This window comes from Isoptericola sp. NPDC057391 (genome assembly GCF_042668085.1).
Lineage (GTDB): Bacteria > Actinomycetota > Actinomycetes > Actinomycetales > Cellulomonadaceae > Isoptericola.
This window is the reverse complement of sequence record NZ_JBHVBO010000016.1, coordinates 15677-34536: the sequence shown is the minus strand read 5'-3', so window position 1 is coordinate 34536 and position 18860 is coordinate 15677. Positions and strand designations below refer to the sequence as shown.

General features: G+C 74.5%; 14 protein-coding genes. 1 reads left to right on the top strand and 13 read right to left on the bottom strand.

The window, feature by feature from the left end:
• Nucleotides 1-7: 7 nt before the first annotated feature.
• From ACFUVW_RS04230 to ACFUVW_RS04190, 9 genes are all read right to left on the bottom strand, one after another.
• Nucleotides 8-3445, bottom strand: a complete 3438-nt coding sequence (locus ACFUVW_RS04230) for an ATP-binding protein (RefSeq protein ID WP_430570106.1) — start codon at nt 3443-3445, stop codon at nt 8-10.
• Nucleotides 3442-4212 carry a DUF4194 domain-containing protein gene (locus ACFUVW_RS04225; protein WP_430570105.1) on the bottom strand — a complete coding sequence of 257 codons (771 nt, stop codon included), beginning with the start codon at nt 4210-4212 and terminating at the stop codon, nt 3442-3444. The genes ACFUVW_RS04230 and ACFUVW_RS04225 overlap by 4 nt, the downstream gene beginning before the upstream one ends.
• Nucleotides 4209-5771 (bottom strand): DUF3375 domain-containing protein, encoded by a 1563-nt coding sequence (locus ACFUVW_RS04220; RefSeq protein WP_430570104.1) that lies wholly within the window; start codon nt 5769-5771, stop codon nt 4209-4211. Before ACFUVW_RS04220 ends, ACFUVW_RS04225 begins: the two co-directional genes overlap by 4 nt.
• A gap of 1 nt (nt 5772) precedes the next feature.
• A complete protein-coding gene (gene leuS, locus ACFUVW_RS04215) occupies nt 5773-8730 on the bottom strand; it encodes a leucine--tRNA ligase (RefSeq protein ID WP_430570103.1) in 2958 nt (985 codons plus the stop codon).
• A 43-nt stretch (nt 8731-8773) separates the two neighbouring features.
• Nucleotides 8774-9442 (bottom strand): vitamin K epoxide reductase family protein, encoded by a 669-nt coding sequence (locus ACFUVW_RS04210; protein WP_430570102.1) that lies wholly within the window; start codon nt 9440-9442, stop codon nt 8774-8776.
• Nucleotides 9443-9502: 60 nt separating this feature from the next.
• Nucleotides 9503-10720 (bottom strand): MFS transporter, encoded by a 1218-nt coding sequence (locus tag ACFUVW_RS04205; protein ID WP_430570101.1) that lies wholly within the window; start codon nt 10718-10720, stop codon nt 9503-9505.
• Between the two features lie 121 nt (nt 10721-10841).
• Nucleotides 10842-11567, bottom strand: a complete 726-nt coding sequence (locus ACFUVW_RS04200; RefSeq protein ID WP_430570100.1) for a metal-dependent transcriptional regulator — start codon at nt 11565-11567, stop codon at nt 10842-10844.
• A gap of 20 nt (nt 11568-11587) precedes the next feature.
• Nucleotides 11588-13303: a metallophosphoesterase family protein gene (locus ACFUVW_RS04195; protein WP_430570099.1), complete on the bottom strand. Its 1716-nt coding sequence runs from the start codon at nt 13301-13303 to the stop codon at nt 11588-11590.
• A 129-nt stretch (nt 13304-13432) separates the two neighbouring features.
• The gene (locus ACFUVW_RS04190) at nt 13433-15010 is read right to left on the bottom strand and encodes an MFS transporter (RefSeq protein WP_430570098.1); all 1578 of its coding nucleotides are present in this window, start codon (nt 15008-15010) and stop codon (nt 13433-13435) included.
• Nucleotides 15011-15123: 113 nt separating this feature from the next.
• Between ACFUVW_RS04190 and ACFUVW_RS04185 the strand changes: the two genes are divergently transcribed.
• Nucleotides 15124-15681, top strand: a complete 558-nt coding sequence (locus ACFUVW_RS04185) for a TetR/AcrR family transcriptional regulator (protein WP_430570097.1) — start codon at nt 15124-15126, stop codon at nt 15679-15681.
• A 10-nt stretch (nt 15682-15691) separates the two neighbouring features.
• Here the strand turns inward: ACFUVW_RS04185 and ACFUVW_RS04180 are convergent, their stop codons facing one another.
• Genes ACFUVW_RS04180 through ACFUVW_RS04165 form a run of 4 tightly spaced genes read right to left on the bottom strand, consistent with a single transcriptional unit; the run spans nt 15692 to nt 18779 of the window.
• Nucleotides 15692-16675, bottom strand: a complete 984-nt coding sequence (locus tag ACFUVW_RS04180) for a Ku protein (protein ID WP_430570096.1) — start codon at nt 16673-16675, stop codon at nt 15692-15694.
• Between the two features lie 39 nt (nt 16676-16714).
• The gene (locus ACFUVW_RS04175; protein ID WP_430570095.1) at nt 16715-16936 is read right to left on the bottom strand and encodes an SCO4848 family membrane protein; all 222 of its coding nucleotides are present in this window, start codon (nt 16934-16936) and stop codon (nt 16715-16717) included.
• Nucleotides 16937-16977: 41 nt separating this feature from the next.
• Nucleotides 16978-17652: a response regulator gene (locus ACFUVW_RS04170; RefSeq protein ID WP_430570094.1), complete on the bottom strand. Its 675-nt coding sequence runs from the start codon at nt 17650-17652 to the stop codon at nt 16978-16980.
• Nucleotides 17649-18779, bottom strand: coding sequence for a sensor histidine kinase (locus ACFUVW_RS04165; protein ID WP_430570093.1), 1131 nt, complete (start codon nt 18777-18779; stop codon nt 17649-17651). The genes ACFUVW_RS04170 and ACFUVW_RS04165 overlap by 4 nt, the downstream gene beginning before the upstream one ends.
• Nucleotides 18780-18860: the final 81 nt, after the last annotated feature.

Below are 18860 nucleotides of genomic sequence, written 5' to 3'. Positions count from 1 at the left end.
CCACTCGTCACTCCCCCACGAGCGTCACCAGCCGCGACCGCCCGGTCGCGTCCTTGATGGCCTGCAGCACGACGTCGGCGTGCGGCTCCAGCGCGCTCACCTTGTCCAGCGGCGCGCCCACGACGAGCTGGAAACCCAGCCCGCGCCACGCGCCGACGGCGCGGCCGGCGAACCGGGCGTCGGCCTTGATGAACGCCTCGTCGAGGAAGACGGGCGCGTACCGCGGGCGCTCCGCCCCGGCGTCGCCGAGCTGGTAGCGCAGGGCCGCCCCGACGATGAACGCGACGAGCTCCTGCGACTCGCCGCCGGACTTGCCGGCGATGTGGTCGTAGACGCTCACGTGGTTGCCCTCGAGGTCCACGCACTCGGCGCTGACCCGCACGTGCTCGCGCACGTCGACCAGGCGGCGGCGCTCCGGGCTGTCCGGGCGGATGCGGTCGATCAGCTTCCGCATCCGCTCGTACCGGCGCTCGTGGTCCGCGAGCGGGACGTCGCCCGCCGGGGCGGTGGCCAGCTCGCGCAGCCGCCGCCGGAAGGAGACGACGTCGGCCGCCTCCACCGGGGTGGCGGTGATGCGCAGGCGGTGCGCGTCGTCGCGGAACGGCAGCGTCGCGAGGATCGCGTTCACGGGCTCCATGCGGTCGCGGATCTCCGCGACGGCCTGCGCGATGCCGTTGTTCAGCCGGGTGAGCTGGTCGCCGGACATCTGCCGCAGGTGCGCCGACCATCGGTCCCGCAGCCGGTACAGCTGCTGGTACTCCAGGTCCTCGTAGATCCGCAGGAAGTCGGCGTACGCGCCGTCCGGGTCCGCGCTGCGGTTGGGGTCGGGCCAGGTGTCGTTGAACCGCTCGAACAGGGCGGCGAGCGCCGCCCGCGCCGCGCGCTCCGACTCCTCGGCCGCGTCGCGCTCGTGGTGCAGCTCGCGCACGACGGCGGCCACGGCCGTGGTGAGGTCCGCGAGGCCGCTGCCCGACGTGCCCGACACCCCGGACCAGCCGACCTGCGCCATGAGCTCGGCCAGCCGCCGCTCCTGCTCGCCGGTGAGCTCGACCCCCTCCTCGTCGGCGCGGTCGACGGCGTCGGCGACCTGGTCCACCTGGTCGCTGAGCTGCTCCCACGCGGCGCCGAGCTCCGTGACGCGCTGCTGCGCGGCGGCCCGCTCCCGGTACAGCTCGTCGACCCGGGCGCGCAGGGCGTCCTCGTCCGCCTTGAGCGCGCGCAGCACGTCCGAGCCGGCGACGAGCGCCTCGAGCCGGTCCCGCCGCTCGGCGAGCCGCTCCTCGGCGCCGCGCACGTCGACGTCGTCCCAGGCGGCCCGCAGCGCGTGGCTGTACGCGACGAAGTGGTCGGCCTCGCCCTTCTGCCGCAGCCGCGCGCCCGCGAGCGCCTCGGACGCCTGCCGCAGCTCCTGGTGCGCCGCGGCGATCTGCTCGGCGAGCTGCTCGAGCCGGCGGTGGTTGCTGAAGCCCAGCACCGACGCCCGGCCCTGGCCGCCGTGCGCGCCCCGCCGGCCCTCCGACGTCTGGCCCGACCGCGTCAGCGCGGGCTCGTTCCGGTCGGCGTGGCGCGCGAGCTCGGTCGGGTCGTCCACGCACACGTAGGCGAACCGCTCCGCCAGGCGCCCGGCGAGCCAGCCGCCGAACGGCCCGGCCTTGACCTCGAGCCGTCCTGGCAGCAGGGCGCGGTCGGCCTCCTCGTGCAGCGCGAGCCCGGTGGGGACGCCCTCGAAGCGCACCCGGACCGGGGAGCGGACGGCGTCGATCGCGGACCGGAAGGCGTCGAGCCGCGCCTCGTCGACCAGCACGGTGACGGCGAACCCGCCGAGGGCGAGCCCGATCGCGTCCCGCCAGGGCTCGTACTCGCCGCGCACCTCGAGCAGCTCGCCGACGAAGGGCACGTCGTCGGGGCGCAGGCCGGCGGCGCGCGCCAGGGCCTCGCGGGCCTCGTGCAGCTCGCGCGGCACGTTGCCGCGCCGCGCCTTGAGCGACGCCTCCTCCCGCTCCAGCTCGGCGAGGGACCGCATCGCCTCCCGCTCGCGAGCGGCGGCCTCGACGACGGCCTCGGACAGCGCGTCGGTGTGGGTGTCGCGCTCGTCGAGGTACCGCCGGGCGTCGGCGTGCAGGGCGTCGAGCTCGCGCCGCGTCCCGGCCTCCCGCTCCAGCGGCGCCAGGTGACCCTCGAGCTCGGCGCGGGCGCGCCGGGTCTCGGCGAGCCGCTGCTCGGCGGTGCGGACGTCGCGCTCCGCCGCCTCGATGGCGTCGCCGCCGTTGCGGCGCTGGTCGGCGCGCACCTGCTCGAGCTCGCCCTGCGCGGCGGCGAGGCGCTCCTCGGCGACGGCCACCCGTTCGGCCGCCGCCTTGTGCTGGGCCCGGTTCTCCGCCTCGCCCGCGCGCAGCAGGTCGAGCTGCGTGCGGTCGCGCCACGCGGTGAAGGGCGTGATCCCGGCAGACCCTGTGCCGGGTGCGGTGCCCCCGGCGCCGCCGTCCGGCCCGAGGGCGTCCACGAGACGGCGGCGCGCGACGGCGGCGTCGATCGCGGCCCGGTGCTCCAGCATCGGCCGCAGCACGTCCACCTGCCGCTGCGCCGTGTCCATCTCGGCGCGCACCTCGCTGAGCTCGTCGAAGTGCTCCACGGCCCGCTCGGCCACCCGGATCGTCTCGGGCTCCTCGAGCACCATCGCCTTGTAGAGCGAGTCCACGGTGGTGATCTGCTGGCCGGCCTGGATGCGGCCGAGCAGCTGCATGGCCTTCTCACCGTCGCCCGCGGCGCCGATGCCGAGCGCGGCGTGCAGTCGGGTCGCGAACGCCTTGTCCGTGTCGAACGTCGTCAGCCCGGCCGCGGTGAGCCCGGCCTTGCCGAACCGCTGCGCCGCGAGCGGCTCGAGGTCACGCAGGCTGAAGTCCGCGTCGACGACGGCGCGGACGGCCGTCGTCTCGTCCGCGCGCTGCGCGCCACGGGGCACGTACCAGGCGCGCAGGGCCGTGAACCGCTCGCCCGCCTGCGAGGACCACGTCATCGCGATCGCCGACCAGGTGTCCGACGTCTCGCCGCGCAGCACCCGGTCCTTGGCACGCGCCGACCCGGCGGTCCGCTCCTCGTCGAGCTTGCCGCGCGCGTACGAGACGACGTTGCGCTGCTCCTGCCCGCGGGCCCGGCCGCTGGTCGCCGTGTTCGACGCGCCGTTGAACGGCGTCGTGTGGCTCATCATCAGGGCGATGTACGCGTCGAGGAGCGTCGACTTCCCCGACCCGGACGCGCCCGTGAGCAGCGTCGTCGCGCCGGCGAACCGCACCTCGTGGTAGCCGTGGTAGCCGCCCCAGCTCACCAGCTGCATCGAGCGCGCCGTCCACTGCCGCCCGTCCGACGCCGTCGGGATCAGCCCGAACAGCGACTGCTGCATGCGGGGGGCGGCGACCTGCTCCGCCGGGTCGCTCGTGATGGTCATGCGGGGGACTCCTCGTCCTCGTCGACCGCGTCGGTCTCGTCGTCCCTGGCCTCGTCGGGTTCGACCACCGACGGCGAGCGCAGCCACGCGGTGAGCTCCCGCAGCCGCTCCACGGGCAGCAGGACCTCGACCACGGGCTGCACGCGGTAGCGGCCCTCGGCGACCTCGTCGAGCACGTGCTCGCGCACGAGCGTCGCGATCGCGTTGTCGACCTCGCGGCGGCGCGCGGCCAGGTTGGTCTCGTCCGCGGCGAGGAAGCCCAGCGCGTAGTCGACCAGCTCCTCGGCGTCCACGTGCGCGGCGCGCTCCCCTGCGCCCTGCTCCTGCCGGAAGCGGTTGCGCGCGAACAGCATGAGCAGCGTCTCGACCCGCTTGTACGGCTCGTCCTTGAGCAGCACCGGGATGCTCAGACCGGCCTCGCGGACCTGCCGCTTGTACGCGATCTCGTAGTCGCGGTCGACGACGAGCTCCACGAACAGGTCGTGGCAGCGCGACGCCAGCACGTTCTGGTGCGCCAGCAGCGCCTTCCACTCCGCCGGGTGCGCGGCCGCGGACAGGTACCGCCGCTGCAGCACGAGCGCGAGCGCGCGGCGCGCCTCGTACGGCAGCACCCCCGTGTCGCCGGCGAACAGCGCCGCGTCGTCGTCGGCCAGCGCGGGCGTCTCGACGAACGGCGCCTCGTCCGCTGGGGTGTCCGCTGGGGTGTCCGACACGGTGTCCGCATCGGCCACGTGCTCCACCGCCGGCTCGGTCGTCGTGTCGGTCATGCGTCCTCCTCGTCGTCGGGCTCGTCGGGGGGCACTGCGAGGCCCACCCTCGGCACCACCAGGTCGCGGGTGGTGCCGTCGGCGCGCACCGCCGTCACGCGGCGCAGCCGTGCCGCCGGTACGTCGCCGATGCCGTCGTCGTCCCCGAGCGCCTCGTCGAGCGCGTCCGGCCCCGCCAGCTCCAGGTAGCCCAGCAGCTCCACGGGCCGGCGCAGCTCCGCCGGCCCCGCCGAGAACACCTCGTCGGCCGTGGCGCCCCCGCGCTCCCGCAGCACCCGCGCCGCGTGCGCCGCGGTCTCCTCGTAGCGTGGGCCGCCCATGCCGCGCAGCCCGCCGAGGACCTGCCCGGGCTCGCCGCCGGCGTCGTGACCGGGGTCGTCGAGGTCGGCCAGCGCGTCGGGCGGCGTGTCGGGGCGCAGGTCGTGCAGCTGGGCACGGAAGCGCCCGAGGCGGGCCCGCTCGAGCCAGCGCAGCGGCTCGACGCGGGCGGCCCGCACCGAGGTCGGGAACCACTCGGCCATCGCCGCGGTCGCCTCGCGCAGCGCGGCGTCCAGCTCGCGGTCGCGCAGCGGGTTGTGCACGGTGAGCTGCTGCGTGATGGTCCGCGAGGCGCGCGCCTGCGCGTCGAGGACGCCGTCGACCGCGGCCAGGAGCTGGGAGTACAGGGCCCGCACCGACTCCCGGCGGTCGGCCGGCAGGTCCGCGGCGAACGGGTGCGCGAGCACCGCCCGCACCCGCTCGTCGACCTTGCCGAGCAGCTGCGGGTCGCGCAGCAGCTCCATCGCGCCGGAGAAGGCGCGACCCTCGGGCGTGCGCTCCATGAGCGAGTCGGAGGCCTCCAGGTAGGCGCCCAGCACCTCGCCGGTGGGGCGCTCGTCCTGGCGCAGGCTCGTGACGATGCTGCGCTGCAGCTCCGCGATCGACTCGGCGACGCGGGCGAAGTCGGCGGGCAGCTCGCGCACCAGCGCGGCCACGTTGTCGAACTGCTCGACCAGCCGGTCCGTGGGCGCCTGCACCACGGGGCCGCCGGCCTCGAGCCGGGCCAGCTCGGCCTCCGCCTCGGCGATCTCGTCGCGGGCGCGGGCGACCTGCTCCCGCAGCGCCCGCTGCTGCGACTCCCGGTCGGGCCGGGCGTCCCGCGCGAGCCCGTCCAGGGCGACGAGCAGCGTGCGGATGCGCGACTCGCTGACCAGGGCGCGCGCGCCCTGGGTGCGGTCCACGAACGCGAGAGCCTCCGCCGCGTGCGAGCTGACCTGGTACTGCTCGACGCCGTCGTCGTCGAGCGCGCGCACCAGCCAGCGGCCCGCGACCCAGCGCGAGCACAGCGCGCGGGCGGCGTCGTCGGGCACGTCGTGGCCGGCGGCGCGCGCCTCGGCGAGCAGGTCCTCGACCTCCACGTGCATCTGCTCGGTGGGCACCGTGGCCCGACCGGGCGTGAAGATCAGGGACAGCAGGGCCACGACCAGCGGCCCCTCCTTGCGGTGCAGGAGGGCGAGCGAGGGCGTGCCGAAGGCGCCCCGGCTGCGTGCCAGGGCGCCCTCGAGGCGGACGGTCGCCAACTCAGACGACGATGTTGACGAGCTTCGGCGCGCGCACGATCACCTTGCGCACCGGTGCCCCGTCGATGGCGCGGACCACGTTCGGCTCGGCCAGGGCGGCGGCCTCCAGGTCGGCGTCCGAGATGGACGGCGCCACCTCGAGGCGGCCGCGCACCTTGCCCTTGACCTGCACGACGCACGTCACCGTGTCCTCGACGAGGTACCGCTCGTCGGCCGTCGGGAACGGCTCGCGCGCCAGCGAGCCGTCGTGCCCGAGCCGCTGCCACAGCTCCTCCGCGATGTGCGGGGCGATGGGCGCGACCATCAGCACCAGCGGCTCGACCGCCGCGCGCGGCACCCGGTCCAGCGAGGTGAGGTGGTTGTTGTACGTGATGAGCTTCGCGATCGCCGTGTTGGGCCGCATGTGCTCCATCTCGACGCGCACGTCCGCGATCGCGCGGTGCATCGCCCGCAGCGTGGCGGTGTCGGGCTCGTCGTCGGTCGCGACCAGCGCGCCCGTCTCCTCGTCCACGACGTTCCGCCACAGCCGCTGCAGGAAGCGCTGCGAGCCGACGACGGCGCGCGTCTCCCACGGCCGCGACAGGTCCAGCGGGCCCATCGACATCTCGTACACGCGGAACGTGTCGGCGCCGTACTGCTCGTACATCTCGTCCGGCGTGACGACGTTCTTCAGGGACTTGCCCATCTTCCCGTACTCACGGTTGACGGGCTCCCCGCGGTAGGTGAAGCCGGTCTGCTCGTCGCCCTCCACCTCGCCGGCGGGCACGTAGGCGCCGCGGGAGTCGGTGTAGGCGTACGCCTGGATGTATCCCTGGTTGAACAGCGTGCCGAACGGCTCCAGCGAGGACACGAAGCCCAGGTCCAGCAGCACCTTGTGCCAGAACCGCGCGTACAGCAGGTGCAGCACGGCGTGCTCGACGCCGCCCACGTACAGGTCGACGCCGCCGGCCGGGCCGGACGTCGCGTTGTGCCGCGGGCCCATCCAGTACGACTCGAGCTCCGGGTCGACGACGGCGGTGCCCTTCGCGGGGCCGTCGGTCGAGTCCGTCGGGTCCAGGTAGCGCAGGTAGTACCAGCAGGAGCCGGCCCAGTTGGGCATGGTGTTGGTGTCGCGGCGGTAGGTCTGCGGCCCGTCGCCCAGGTCCAGCGTGACGTGCACCCACTCGTCGTTGCGGCCCAGCGGGGCCTCGGGCGAGGAGTCCGCGTCGTCCGGGTCGAACGTGCGGGGCGCGTAGTCCGGCACGTCCGGCAGGTCGACGGGCAGCATGTCGGCCGGGATCGCGACCGGGCGGTCGCTGGAGTCCCACAGGATCGGGAACGGCTCGCCCCAGTAGCGCTGCCGGCTGAACAGCCAGTCGCGCAGGCGGTACGTGGTCGTCCCCTCGCCGGCGCCGCGGGCCTGCAGCCACGCGACGATCTTCTCCTTGGCCTCGGCCACGCCCAGCCCGTCGAGGCTGATCTCGTCGTTGGACGAGTTCACCGCCACGCCGTCGCCCGTGTACGCGCCGGCGAAGTCCTCCGGCAGGCCGCCCGCGGGCTCGACCGTGCGGATCACGGGCAGCTCGAACGCCTCGGCGAAGTCGAAGTCGCGCTGGTCGCCGCCCGGCACCGCCATGATCGCGCCGGTGCCGTAGCCCATCAGCACGTAGTCGGCCGTGAACACGGGGACGGTCGCGCCGTTGACCGGGTTGATCGCCAGGTGCCCGGTGAAGACGCCGGTCTTCTTGCCGGCGTCGGCCTGCCGCTCGACGGCGGTCTTCGAGGCCGCCTCGCGCCGGTAGGCGGCGACGGCCTCGACGGGGGTGGCGTGCCCGCCGGTCCAGACGTCGCGGGTGCCGTCGGGCCACGCCGCCGGGACCTCGTCCAGCAGCGGGTGCTCCGGGGCCACGACCATGAACGTCGCGCCGAACAGCGTGTCCGGCCGGGTCGTGAACACCTCGACCTGCGCGCCCGCGCCGGCCGCGTCGTAGTCGCCGGTCCCCACCACGTCGAAGCGGACGTTGGCGCCCGTGGAGCGGCCGATCCAGTTGCGCTGCATCGACTTGACCTTCTCCGGCCAGTCGATGAGCTCCAGGTCGTCGGTCAGGCGGTCCGCGTAGGCGGTGATCCGCATCTTCCACTGCCGCAGGGACTTCTGGAACACCGGCATGTTGCCGCGCTCGGAGCGGCCGTCGGCCGTGACCTCCTCGTTGGCCAGCACGGTGCCCAGGCCGGGCGCCCAGTTGACGGGCGACTCGTCGACGTAGGCCAGGCGCTGCGCGTCCAGCACGTCGCGCCGCTCGTCGTCCGACAGCGCGGCCCACGACCGGCCGTCGGGCAGCGCGCGGGTGCCGGCGGCGTACTCCGCCTCCAGCTCGGCGATGCGGCGGGCGCGGCCCTTGCCGCCGCCGGGACGCTCGGCGTCGGCGTCGTACCAGGAGTCGAAGATCTGCAGGAAGATCCACTGCGTCCAGCGCACGTACTCGGGGTCGATCGTGGCGAACGTGCGGCGCGAGTCGTGCGCCAGCCCCATGCGGCGGAGCTGGCGCTTCATGGTGACGATGTTCTGCTCGGTGGTGGTGCGCGGGTGCTGGCCCGTCTGCACCGCGTACTGCTCGGCGGGCAGACCGAACGCGTCGTAACCCAGCGCGTGCAGCACGTTGTCGCCGCACATCATGCGGAAGCGGCCGACGACGTCGGTGGCGATGTAGCCCAGCGGGTGCCCGACGTGCAGCCCCGCGCCCGACGGGTACGGGAACATGTCCATGATGAAGAACGGCTTGCCGGCAGCGTTCCGGCCGTCGCCGTCCGTGAGCGCCCCCGACGGGTTGGCCGCCCAGAAGGTGCCGCGCTCCTCCCAGAGGTCCTGCCAGCGCTCCTCGATCTGCTGCGCGAGGGCGGGCGTGTACCGGTGGGCGGGCTCGTGGGAAGGCGCGGTCGGCGCCTCGGGTCGGGAGGGTGCGGTGTCGGGCGTGCTCACCCGGCGAGTCTACCGGCCGGGACCGCAGGCCCCGGCCGGATTTTCACACCCCGAACGACTCCACGAGCGGCCCCCCGACGGCCAGGAGGAGCCAGCCCACGGCGACGACGTAGCCGATGAGCAGGACCAGGCCGCGGTTGCGCACGACGGCGCGGCGCAGCCCCTCGCGCGCGGGCAGGTGCCCCTCCTGGACGGCGTGCACCACCTGGAACCACAGCAGCGGCCACATGATCGTCCACACCACCATGCAGGCGGGGCACAGCCGCACCAGCGCGTAGAAGCTCGACCACATGAGGAAGAGGATCAGCAGCTGCGCCGCCGCGCTCACGGTCAGCAGGCTCAGGTGGTACCACCGCGGCAGCCGCGCTCCCGCGAGCAGCACCACGCCCGTGGTGATCACCACGGGGAACGCGGCGACCCCGATGTACGGGTTCGGGAAACCCAGCAGCGTGCCCTGCCAGGACATCATCGCGACGCCGCAGTCGAGGAACACGTTGAAGCTGCAGCTCGTCACCCGGTTCGGGTCCAGCAGCTTGAGGTACTCCTCGATCGCTAGCCACGACGCCGCGCCGAACCCGATCCCGCCCAGCACGGTCAGCAGCACGCCGTAGGTGCGGGCGGCGAGGCCCCGCGGGCCGGACGCGGGCACGCCCTCCCCTGCGGCGTCGTCGGGGAGGTCGTCCTGGGTCGCGTCGCGCACGCTCGGGCTCACGGGCGCGACCGTACCGCACGTTCCTGGGCGCACGGCCTCGCCGCAACGTCGGGGCGCAGGTCAGCCCGCGTGCGCTACGCGCTGGCGGCCTAAGGCCAGCACCATCGCGAGGCCCACGAGCGTGAGCGCGAGGCCCACCCAGGCGGGCGCCAGGTACCCGTAGCCGGCGGCGATGACGAGACCGCCGAAGAACGCGCCGCTCGCGTTGCCGATGTTGAGGGCGGAGTGGCACAGGGCCGCGCCGAGCGACTGCGCGCGGGGCGAGAGGTCCATGAGGCGGGTCTGCATCGCCAGGCCGAGGGTCTGCGACGTGACGGCCAGCAGGAACAGCCCGACGACGGCGGGCACGGGCGACGTCCCCACCAGCGCGAACAGGACCAGGGACAGCGCCGTGGCGACGAACGCGCCGATCACCGTGTGCAGCACGTTCCGGTCCACCAGCCTGCCGCCGAGCAGCGTGCCGACGGTCATGCCGACGCCGAACACGGCGAGCACCCAGGGCACGGCGCTCTCGGACATGCCCGCCACCTTGGTGACGGTCGGCGCGACGTAGGTGTAGACGGCGAACAGCCCGCCGAAGCCGATCGCCCCGGCCGCGAACGAGATCCACAGCGGCCCGTTGCGCAGGGTGGCGAGCTCCCGGCGGACGCTGGAGTCCACCGGCCCGCGCTCCGGCACGAAGCGCCAGACGCCCAGCAGCGTGACCGCGCCGAGGCCGCCCATCACGACGAACGCCACCCGCCATCCGAGGTTCTGCCCCACGGCCGTGGACAGCGGCACCCCGACGACGTTCGCGATCGTCAGGCCCGTCATCATCATCGACACGGCGTGCCCACGGCGCCCCGGCCCGGCCACGGCCGCGCCGACCGCGGCCCCGACGCCGAAGAACGCGCCGTGCGGCAGCCCGGCGAGGAACCGCCCCACGACCAGGCTCTCGATGCCGGGCGCGGCCGCCGAGAGCACGTTGGCCACGGTGTAGAAGCCCATGAGGCACAGCAGCAGGCGCTTGCGGGACATGCGCGCGGCCGTGACGGTCAGCAGCGGCGCGCCCACCACGACGCCGACGGCGTACGCGGTGATCGCGTGGCCGACGACCGGGTCGCTGACGCCCAGGTCCGCGCCGATCTGCGGCAGCAGGCCCATCGTCGCGAACTCGGTGGTGCCGATCGTGAACCCGCCGACGGCGAGCGCGAACAGCGCGGCCCCGACGTGCTCGGGGCGCGGGGCACGGCCGGCGCGGGCCGTGGCGTCGTTCGCGGGCGTGGTCGTCGAGGTCACTCGCCTCTCCTCGGGATCGGTCGGCACGCGTCACGGGCGGAGCGCGCTCGAATCGTTTCGAGACGAGGCGTCGACGGCGGTGCGCCGTCCAGCGCTCACGTCGTCGGGGAACCGGGACAGCCTACGCGGGCACGACCCAGATGCGCGAGGCCGCCAGCAGGCCGAGGTCCACGCCGACCTCGCGCCCCTCGGCCTCCCACGTCACGCCGACCGTCCCGGCGAACTCCCGCCGCGACGTCAGCCGCACCGGCAGGTCCAGGTCGATCCCGAGGTCGGCCAGGTACCGCAGGGCCTCCGGGTCGGCGTCCGAGATCCGCGCCACCACTCCCCCGGCGCCGGCCTCGAGGTCCACCAGCGGCACCGCCTCGGGTCGCACCACCCGACCGTCGGCGAACGGGATCGGGTCGCCGTGCGGGTCGCGCTGCGGGTGGCCGAGCCGGGCGGAGATGCGCTCGACGAGCCGGTCGGACACGGCATGCTCCAGCACCTCGGCCTCGTCGTGCACCTCGTCCCACGCGTACCCGAGGTCGCGCACCAGCCACGTCTCCAGCAGCCGGTGCCGCCGCACCATGACCAGCGCGTAGCGCCGGCCCAGCTCGGTGAGCCAGACCCCGCCGTAGGGCTCGTGGCCCAGCAGGCCCTGCGTCGTCAGGCGGCGCACCGTCTCCGAGACGGTGGACGGACCCACGCCCAGCCGGTCCGCCAGCAGCCCCGTGGTGACCTTCTCGTCCGACCACTCCTGCGCCGACCAGACCGCCTTGAGGTAGTCCTGCGCGACGGGCGTGAGCTCGTCGGGGTCGACGGCCTGCGGCGCCGAGGTGGTGGTGTTCGAGGTGGGTTCGGGCACCCTCCGAGCCTATCCGGGCGCTACGACCCGAGCGCCTCGTCGGCCGGCGGCACGACCTCGGGCACCGGCTCCCGCTCGCCCACCGTCGCCGCGCCGTCGGGCGTCACGCTCACGACCTGCACGTCGAGCATCCGCCGCGTCTCGGGGTCGAAGCGCAGCACCGTCATCTCGGCCGTGCCGTGCAGCGGCCCGACGGTCGGCTGGTTCGGCGCGGCCCCGGCCGTGGACCCGTTGACGTACCGGATGCCCTGACCCACCTGCTCCGGCCCGGCCCGGCGGTGCGTGTGACCGGACACCTGGAACGGCACGCAGCCGGTCTCGAGGGCCTCGAGTCCGACGGGCGGCGTGTGGATCAGCAGCAGGTCGACGCCGCGCCGGTCCTCGCAGGCGGTCGTCGCGAGGTCCGCCGCCTGCTGCTCCGGCGTCCGCTCGCGCGCGACGTTCGTGCCCACGCCGACCCGCGTCTCGAGCGCGTCGCGGTCGCCGAGGATGCGCACCCCCTCGACCTCGATCACCTGACCGTCGAGGATCTTCTGGCCGTGCGCGGCCTCCTGGTCGGACGTGACCTGCGAGTCGTGGTTGCCGTCCGCCACCACCATCGGCACGCCGCGCGGCACGGCCGACGCGAACGAGTCCACGCAGACCTTCTCCACCGACGTGCCGTTCATGGTCGTGTCGCCCGCGTTGAGCACGACGTCGGCGCCGGAACGCTCGACCGTCGTGCGGATCAGGGGCGTCATCCCGGTGTTGCAGTGCAGGTCGGAGATGACGACGAACGTCACCGGCTCGTCCTCGCCGTTCCCGCTGGGCGCCACGCGCGGCGGGGCGGCCGGCGCGGTCGGCGGAGGGCCGGGCGACGCGAACAGCGTGCCGGACTCGGCGGCGGAGGCGGCCGCCTCGGCGGCGAGCCGGGCGTCCCACGCCGCCGACAGGTCGTCGTCCGCGCTCGCGTAGAAGTCCTCGTTGTCCTGGTACAGCTTCACGAGCTGCCCGCCGTAGGTGTCGATGACCCCCGCGAGGCGCCCGGTGATCCGTGCGCCCTCGAGCGCCGTCCCGGCGAAGACGGGCGACGCGGGCTGGCCCTGGGCGGTGCTGCCGACGGCCCCGGACGTCACCGTCGTCGCGACGAGGGCCACGACCGCCACCCCCGCGGTGATCTCCCCCGTGCGGGGGGCCATCACGTCGGCGAGCTCGCGCCGTCGGGCGGGCCCCAGCAGCCAGCGCACCGCGAACCCGGCCGCGACCAGCACCGCGGCGGCGCCCAGCGAGCGCCACAGGGCGTTCTCCACCAGCGCGAGGGCGACGCTGCGCACGGCGACGTCGGGGCTGGAGAAGAACTGCAGGTAGCTCTCGAGGTCCTGGCTGAGGGCGGTGAGGGTGTTCGCCGCGCCGACCGTCGTCAGGTCGGCGGGGATCTCCTTGACCACCACGTCCACTCCGAGCCCGAGCGGGAGCGGCGAGTCGATCTCCAGCGTGCCCAGCGGGCCGAGGTCGACCACGACCAGGCTGTCGTTGGTCACGGAGTAGACGGCCTCGTGGGGCCCGAAGCCGAGCTCCGCGGTGGCGGAGCTGACGCCGAAGACGAGGCAGGCCACGGCCGCGGTCACCCCGGCGAGGGTCCAGCGCACCCAGCGCGGCGGCGTCCGGCGCTCGCGCAGCGTCCGCGCACCGGACGGTGTGGCGTCCGTGTCCACCGGGTCCTCGACCGAGGTGGGCTCGTCGTGCTCGTCGCTCATCGCGTCCACCCTCGCCGAACACGGACGGCGGCGCCACCGTCCTCGCCGGTGGCGCCGCCGTCGCGCGGTGTGAGCCTGCCCTCAGCGCTCTGCTCGGGACGGTGCTCAGTACGGTGCTCAGGACACGGTTCAGGAATCCGTGCTGCGCAGCGTCGTCAGCGCGATCCCCGCGGCGACGAGCACCGCGACGAAGCCGATCGCGGACGTCACGACCACGCCGCTGCCGAACGCCGCGTGCGCGGAGTCCAGCAGGGCCTGCGCCTGGCCGGCCGGCAGGTCGGCGGCCAGGCTCGTGGCGCCGCCGAGCGTCTCCGCCGCCGACGCGGCGTCCGCGGCGCTCACGCCCGACGGCACGACGACGTTCGCGTGGTAGGACCCCGTGAGGATCCCGCCGAGGACGGCCGTGCCCAGCACGGCGCCGACCTCGTACGCGGTCTCGGAGATCGCCGAGGCCGCACCCGCCTTGGCCGCCGGCACCGTCGAGACGATGAGGTCGTTCGACACGGTCTCGGCCGAGCCGACGCCGATCGCCAGGACGATGAACGCGAGCCCGAGCCAGCCGGCCTCGCCCCGGCCGGCGACGAGCGCCGTGACGAGGTAGCCGACGGCGGACAGGGCCAGCCCCGCGGCGACGACGTGCGACGGCCGCACGCGCCGCACGACCTTCACCACCGCCAGGCCGGCGACGACCATCGCCACGGTGCCGGGCAGGAGCACGAGCCCTGCCTGCACGGGCGAGAGCCCGATGACGAGCTGCAGGTCCTGCGACACGAAGAACAGGAAGCCGACCAGCGAGAACACCGACAGCAGGTTCACCAGCACGGAGCCGGTGAACGCGGGCACGGCGAACAGCCGCACGTCCAGCATCGGGTTGCGGCGGCGCAGCTGGCGGCGCACGAAGAGCACGCCCATGAGCAGGCCGACCGCGATCGCGGCGAGGCCGAGGGACGGGAGCGCGCCCTTGGCGAGGGTCTTGATGCCGAAGACGACGGGGGTCATCGCGGCCATGACCAGCACGATCGAGACCGGGTCGACCGGGCCCGGGGCGGGGTCGCGCGACTCGGGCACGAAGATCGGCGCGAGCACGAGCAGCAGGGCCAGCACCGGCACCGCGAGGAGGAACACGGAGCCCCACCAGAAGTGCTCGAGCAGCACCCCGCCGACGATCGGGCCCACGGCGGAGCCGGCGGCGAAGCCCGCGGCCCAGATCGCGATGGCGAGGCGGCGCTCGTCGCGGTCGGTGAACACGTTGCGCAGCAGCGACAGCGTGGACGGCATGAGCATCGCGCCGAAGAAGCCGAGGCCCGCGCGGGCGGCGATCAGCGCGCCGGCGGTCGGCGCGAAGGCCGCGACGGCAGACACGACGGCGAAGCCGACGGCCCCGATCAGGAGCAGGCGGCGACGTCCGACGCGGTCGGCGACGGAGCCCATCGGCACGAGGAGGCCGGCGAGCACGAGCGGGTACACGTCGACGATCCACAGCAGCTGCGTGCCGCCCGGGGCGAGGGCCTCCGAGATCTGCGGCAGGGCGAAGCTGAGGACCGTGTTGTCGATCGAGACGAGCAGCACCGGCAGCATCAGCACGGCGAGGGCCGCCCAGCGGCGCCCGGCGCCGGCGAGGCGCACGGGGCGCGCGGGGGTGTCGCGGCGCGTGGCCGTGTCCGTGACTGAGGGAGCGGGGTGCGTCGTCACCTGGGTCTGAGCCATGACTGAACCTGTGGTGCCTTTCACACGCTGCGGACGGCCGGGGCGACGTGGTTGACGCCGAACTTCCGCACCGTCCAGCCGGTACAGTAACACCTCGCCACTAGGCTGTCGACATGCCTCCTGCCCCCGCCGCCCGAGCCAAGGTCCTGCGCGCGTTCGCCGAGCTCCTCGTCGAGTCCGGGGAGCGCTCCGCCACCCTCGACGCGGTGGCCGAGCGGGCCGGCGTGTCCAAGGGCGGCCTGCTCTACCACTTCCCCTCCAAGGACGCCCTCGTCGAGGGGCTGCTCGACCACCTGGCCGTCCTCACCGCCGCCGACGTCGAGGCGATGCGCACCGCACCCGAGGGCGCGACCGACTACCTGCTGCGCACCTCGACCGTCATCGGCGGCGAGTTCGAGGTCGTCTACCTCGCCGCGTCGCGGGTCGCGCAGGGCGCCTCCCCGCGCGCCCGCGCCGTCCTCGACGAGGCGCAGACCGCCTGGACGGCGGCCGTCCAGGACGAGCTGGGCGACCCCGTCCTGGCGCGCGCCGTCTCCCTCATGGGCGAGGGCCTCTACACCCTGGCCTCCGTCGGCGCGACGGGCCCCGAGGACCACGAGATCGACGAGCTGCTGACGCTCGTGCGCGAGGTCGCCGCCGCCCGCGCACCCGCCGGGGGCACGCCCGCCTGACCGGTGCCGCTCAGCCCGTCTTGCGCTCCGGGGCCTTGGTCGACGTCTTCTTGGCCGGGGCCTTCTTCGCCGCCGGCTTCTTGGCCGGGGACTTCTTCGTGCTCGACGACGTCGACGACTTCTTCGCCGGGCTCTTCTTCGCCGGGGCCTTCTTCGCCGGGGCCTTCGTCGACCCCGACTCCTCCTGCCCCGCCTTCCCGCGGGAACCGCCGCCCTTCGACCCGGAGACGCTGCGCCGCAGCGCCTCCATGAGGTCGATGACGTCGGCGTCCTCCTTCTCCGGCTGCTCGCCGAACGTCTCGGACGTGTCGAGCGCGTCGCCCTGCTCGATCTTCGCGTCGATGAGCTGGCGCAGCTGCACCTGGTACTCGTCCTCGTACTCCTCGGGCGCGAAGTCGGCCTCGTAGCTCGCGACGAGCTGCCCCGACATCGCCAGTTCCTTGTCGGAGACGGTCACCGAGCCGTCGAGCGACGGGAAGGCGGCCTCGCGCACCTCGTCCGCCCACAGCAGGGTCTGCATCACCAGCACCTCGTCGCGCACGCGCATCGCCGCGAGCCGGGTGCGCTGGCGCAGCGCGAACTTCACGATCGCCGTGCGGTCCGTCTCCTCCAGCGTGCGGCGCAGCAGCACGTACGCCTTGGGGCTCTTGGAGTCCGGCTCGAGGTAGTAGGTGCGGTCGAGCATGATCGGGTCGATCTGGTCGGTCGGCACGAACTCGACGACCTCGATCTCGCGGTTCGCCTCTGCGGGCAGCGCTGCGAAGTCGTCCTTGGTGAGCACCACCGTCCGCTCGCCGTCGTCGTAGGCGCGGTCGATGTGCTGGTACGGCACCTCCTCGCCGTCCAGCTCGCACACGCGCCGGTAGCGGATGCGCCCGCCGTCCTCGTCGTGCACCTGGTGCAGCGGCACGTCGTGGTCCTCGGTCGCGCTGTACAGCTTGACCGGCACGTTGACGAGGCCGAACGTCACCGCGCCCTTCCAGATCGCCCTCATGTGTCCATCGTCACGCGACCTGCGCATACGCGCCAGAGGTCAGCCCACCAGGCCGAGCACCCCCACGACGCCGACCAGCAGCGCGAGCAGCATCGAGACGCCCACCAGCACGGCGTGCACGGTGAAGAACCGGGTGGGGCGGCCGGCGTCGTCGCGGGCGCGGGGGTCCTTGGTCACGCGGCGCCAGAACGAGGGCCACACGGCCAGGTTCCACAGGGCGGCGGCGAGCAGGACGACGGACCAGACGACGGGGATCTCCACGGCGTCGAGTATCGGCCACGACCCGCCCGGCGACGAAACCCTCAGGACAGCAGGCCGCCCTGCAGCGCGAGCAGCACCGCCCGGGTGCGGTCCTTGGCGCCGAGCTTGAGCAGCACGTTCGACACGTGGTTCTTCACGGTGCCCTCCGCCAGGTACAGGGCGTCCGCGATCTCGCGGTTGGACCAGCCCTGCGCCATGAGGCGCAGCACCTCCCGCTCCCGCCCGGTGAGCTCCGCCGGCACGACGTCGGCCGGCGCCGGCCCCGAGCGGACCGCCCGCAGCAGCCGCGCGGTCACGGCGGGCTGCACCAGCGTGTCGCCCTCGGCCAGGGTCCGGACCGCGTCCGCGAGCTGCTCCAGCGTCACGTCCTTGAGCAGGTAGCCCCGCGCCCCGGCCTGCAGCGCACGCAGCACCAGCGCGTCGTCGTCGAAGGTCGTCAGGACGAGGACGGCGACCTCCAGCCCCTCGTCGCGCAGCGTCTCCAACGCCCAGATCCCGTCGCGGCCGGGCATCCGCAGGTCGAGCAGCAGCACGTCGGGATCGTGCTCCCGCACCGCGTCGACCGCCGTCGCGCCGTCCTCCGCCTCCGCGACCACGTCGATGCCGCCCGCGATCTCCAGCAGGCTGCGGATGCCGTGCCGCACGAGCGTCTGGTCGTCGGCGAGCACGAGGCGCACCCGCCCTCGTGCGCCGCCGGGCGCCGGGTCCGCCGTCACGACGCCGCCCGTGCGGCGAGGCGGGCCCGCACCGTGAACCCCGCCGACGCGTCGAACGTCGCGCCGCCGCCCAGCGCCTCGGCGCGTTCGGCGATGCCCGCGAGCCCGTGCCCGATCCGGACCGGGCCCGAGGCGAGGCCGTCGTCGCGGGCGACCAGGGTGAGCGCGCCGTCGTCGTCCGCCGCGACCTCGATGCGCAGCACGGTCGCCATCTCCGCGTGCCGCACGGCGTTGGTCACGACCTCCTGGGTGACGCGCACCAGGGCCGCCGTCTGCTCCTCGTCCGCGACGACGTCCTCGGCGACGTCCACCTCCACCCGCGGCGACGGGACGGCCGCGGCGACGGCGTCCAGGGCGTCGCGCAGGTCCGGCGCGCGACGGCGCAGCTCGCCCACGGTGGCGCGGACGTCGCCGAGCAGCTCGCGCGCCACGGTGCGGGCGCGCTCCACGTGCTCCGCCGCGCGCTCGGGCGGCAGGTGGGCGGCGGACTCCAGCTCCAGGGTGAGCACGGTGAGCTGGTGCCCGATGAGGTCGTGCAGCTCGCGGGAGATGCGCAGACGCTCGGAGGCGCGGGTGGCCTCCTCGCCCAGCACGGCCGCGGCGGCGAGCTCGGCGTGCGCGACCGTGAGCTCGGTGCGCATCCGCTGCTCGCGCTGCAGGGCGACGCTGATGGCCGCGCTCGCCACCTGGAGCAGGAGGTAGAGGCCCAGCGACAGCACGATCTCGAACATCCGCGGCTGCCCCGGTGCCAGCAGGAACGCGACGAGCAGCGCGACGCTGTTCACGGCGATCACCGCGACGCTCACTCGCAGGGGCGCCACGTAGGTGCTCAGCGCCGCGCCGTAGACCAGCAGGATCGGCACCCAGCCGATCCCCGGCACGGTGATCACGAGGGCGCCCGCGAGGACCGTCTGCGCCGCGAGCACGGCGAGCGCCGCGCGCCCGCGCGGCGGGAGGACGGCCGCGACGACGGTCGCGGCGAGCCACGCCACCGCCAGCAGCACCCACACGGCGAGCGGCACGAGCATCCGGTCCGGGTCGGCCACGAACGGCACGGGCACGACGATCGCCAGGCAGACGACGAGGGTCGTCAGCCCGGACGTCTCCTCGGGTCCCAGCCGGCGCACGGCACCACGCTAGCGGGCCGGTCGCCGCGGCGAGAGTGCCGGAAGTCACGGGTGGAGGTCGTGACCGGCGGCACGCGCGAC

What these genes read in the sequence shown, in the direction of transcription:
- ACFUVW_RS04185 (WP_430570097.1), top strand. Translation starts at nt 15,124, where the DNA reads ATGCCTCCTGCCCCCGCCGCCCGAGCCAAGGTCCTGCGCGCGTTCGCC.
- ACFUVW_RS04225 (WP_430570105.1), bottom strand. Translation starts at nt 4,212, where the DNA reads ATGACCGACACGACGACCGAGCCGGCGGTGGAGCACGTGGCCGATGCG.
- ACFUVW_RS04180 (WP_430570096.1), bottom strand. Translation starts at nt 16,675, where the DNA reads ATGAGGGCGATCTGGAAGGGCGCGGTGACGTTCGGCCTCGTCAACGTG.
- ACFUVW_RS04195 (WP_430570099.1), bottom strand. Translation starts at nt 13,303, where the DNA reads ATGAGCGACGAGCACGACGAGCCCACCTCGGTCGAGGACCCGGTGGAC.
- ACFUVW_RS04190 (WP_430570098.1), bottom strand. Translation starts at nt 15,010, where the DNA reads ATGGCTCAGACCCAGGTGACGACGCACCCCGCTCCCTCAGTCACGGAC.
- ACFUVW_RS04230 (WP_430570106.1), bottom strand. Translation starts at nt 3,445, where the DNA reads ATGACCATCACGAGCGACCCGGCGGAGCAGGTCGCCGCCCCCCGCATG.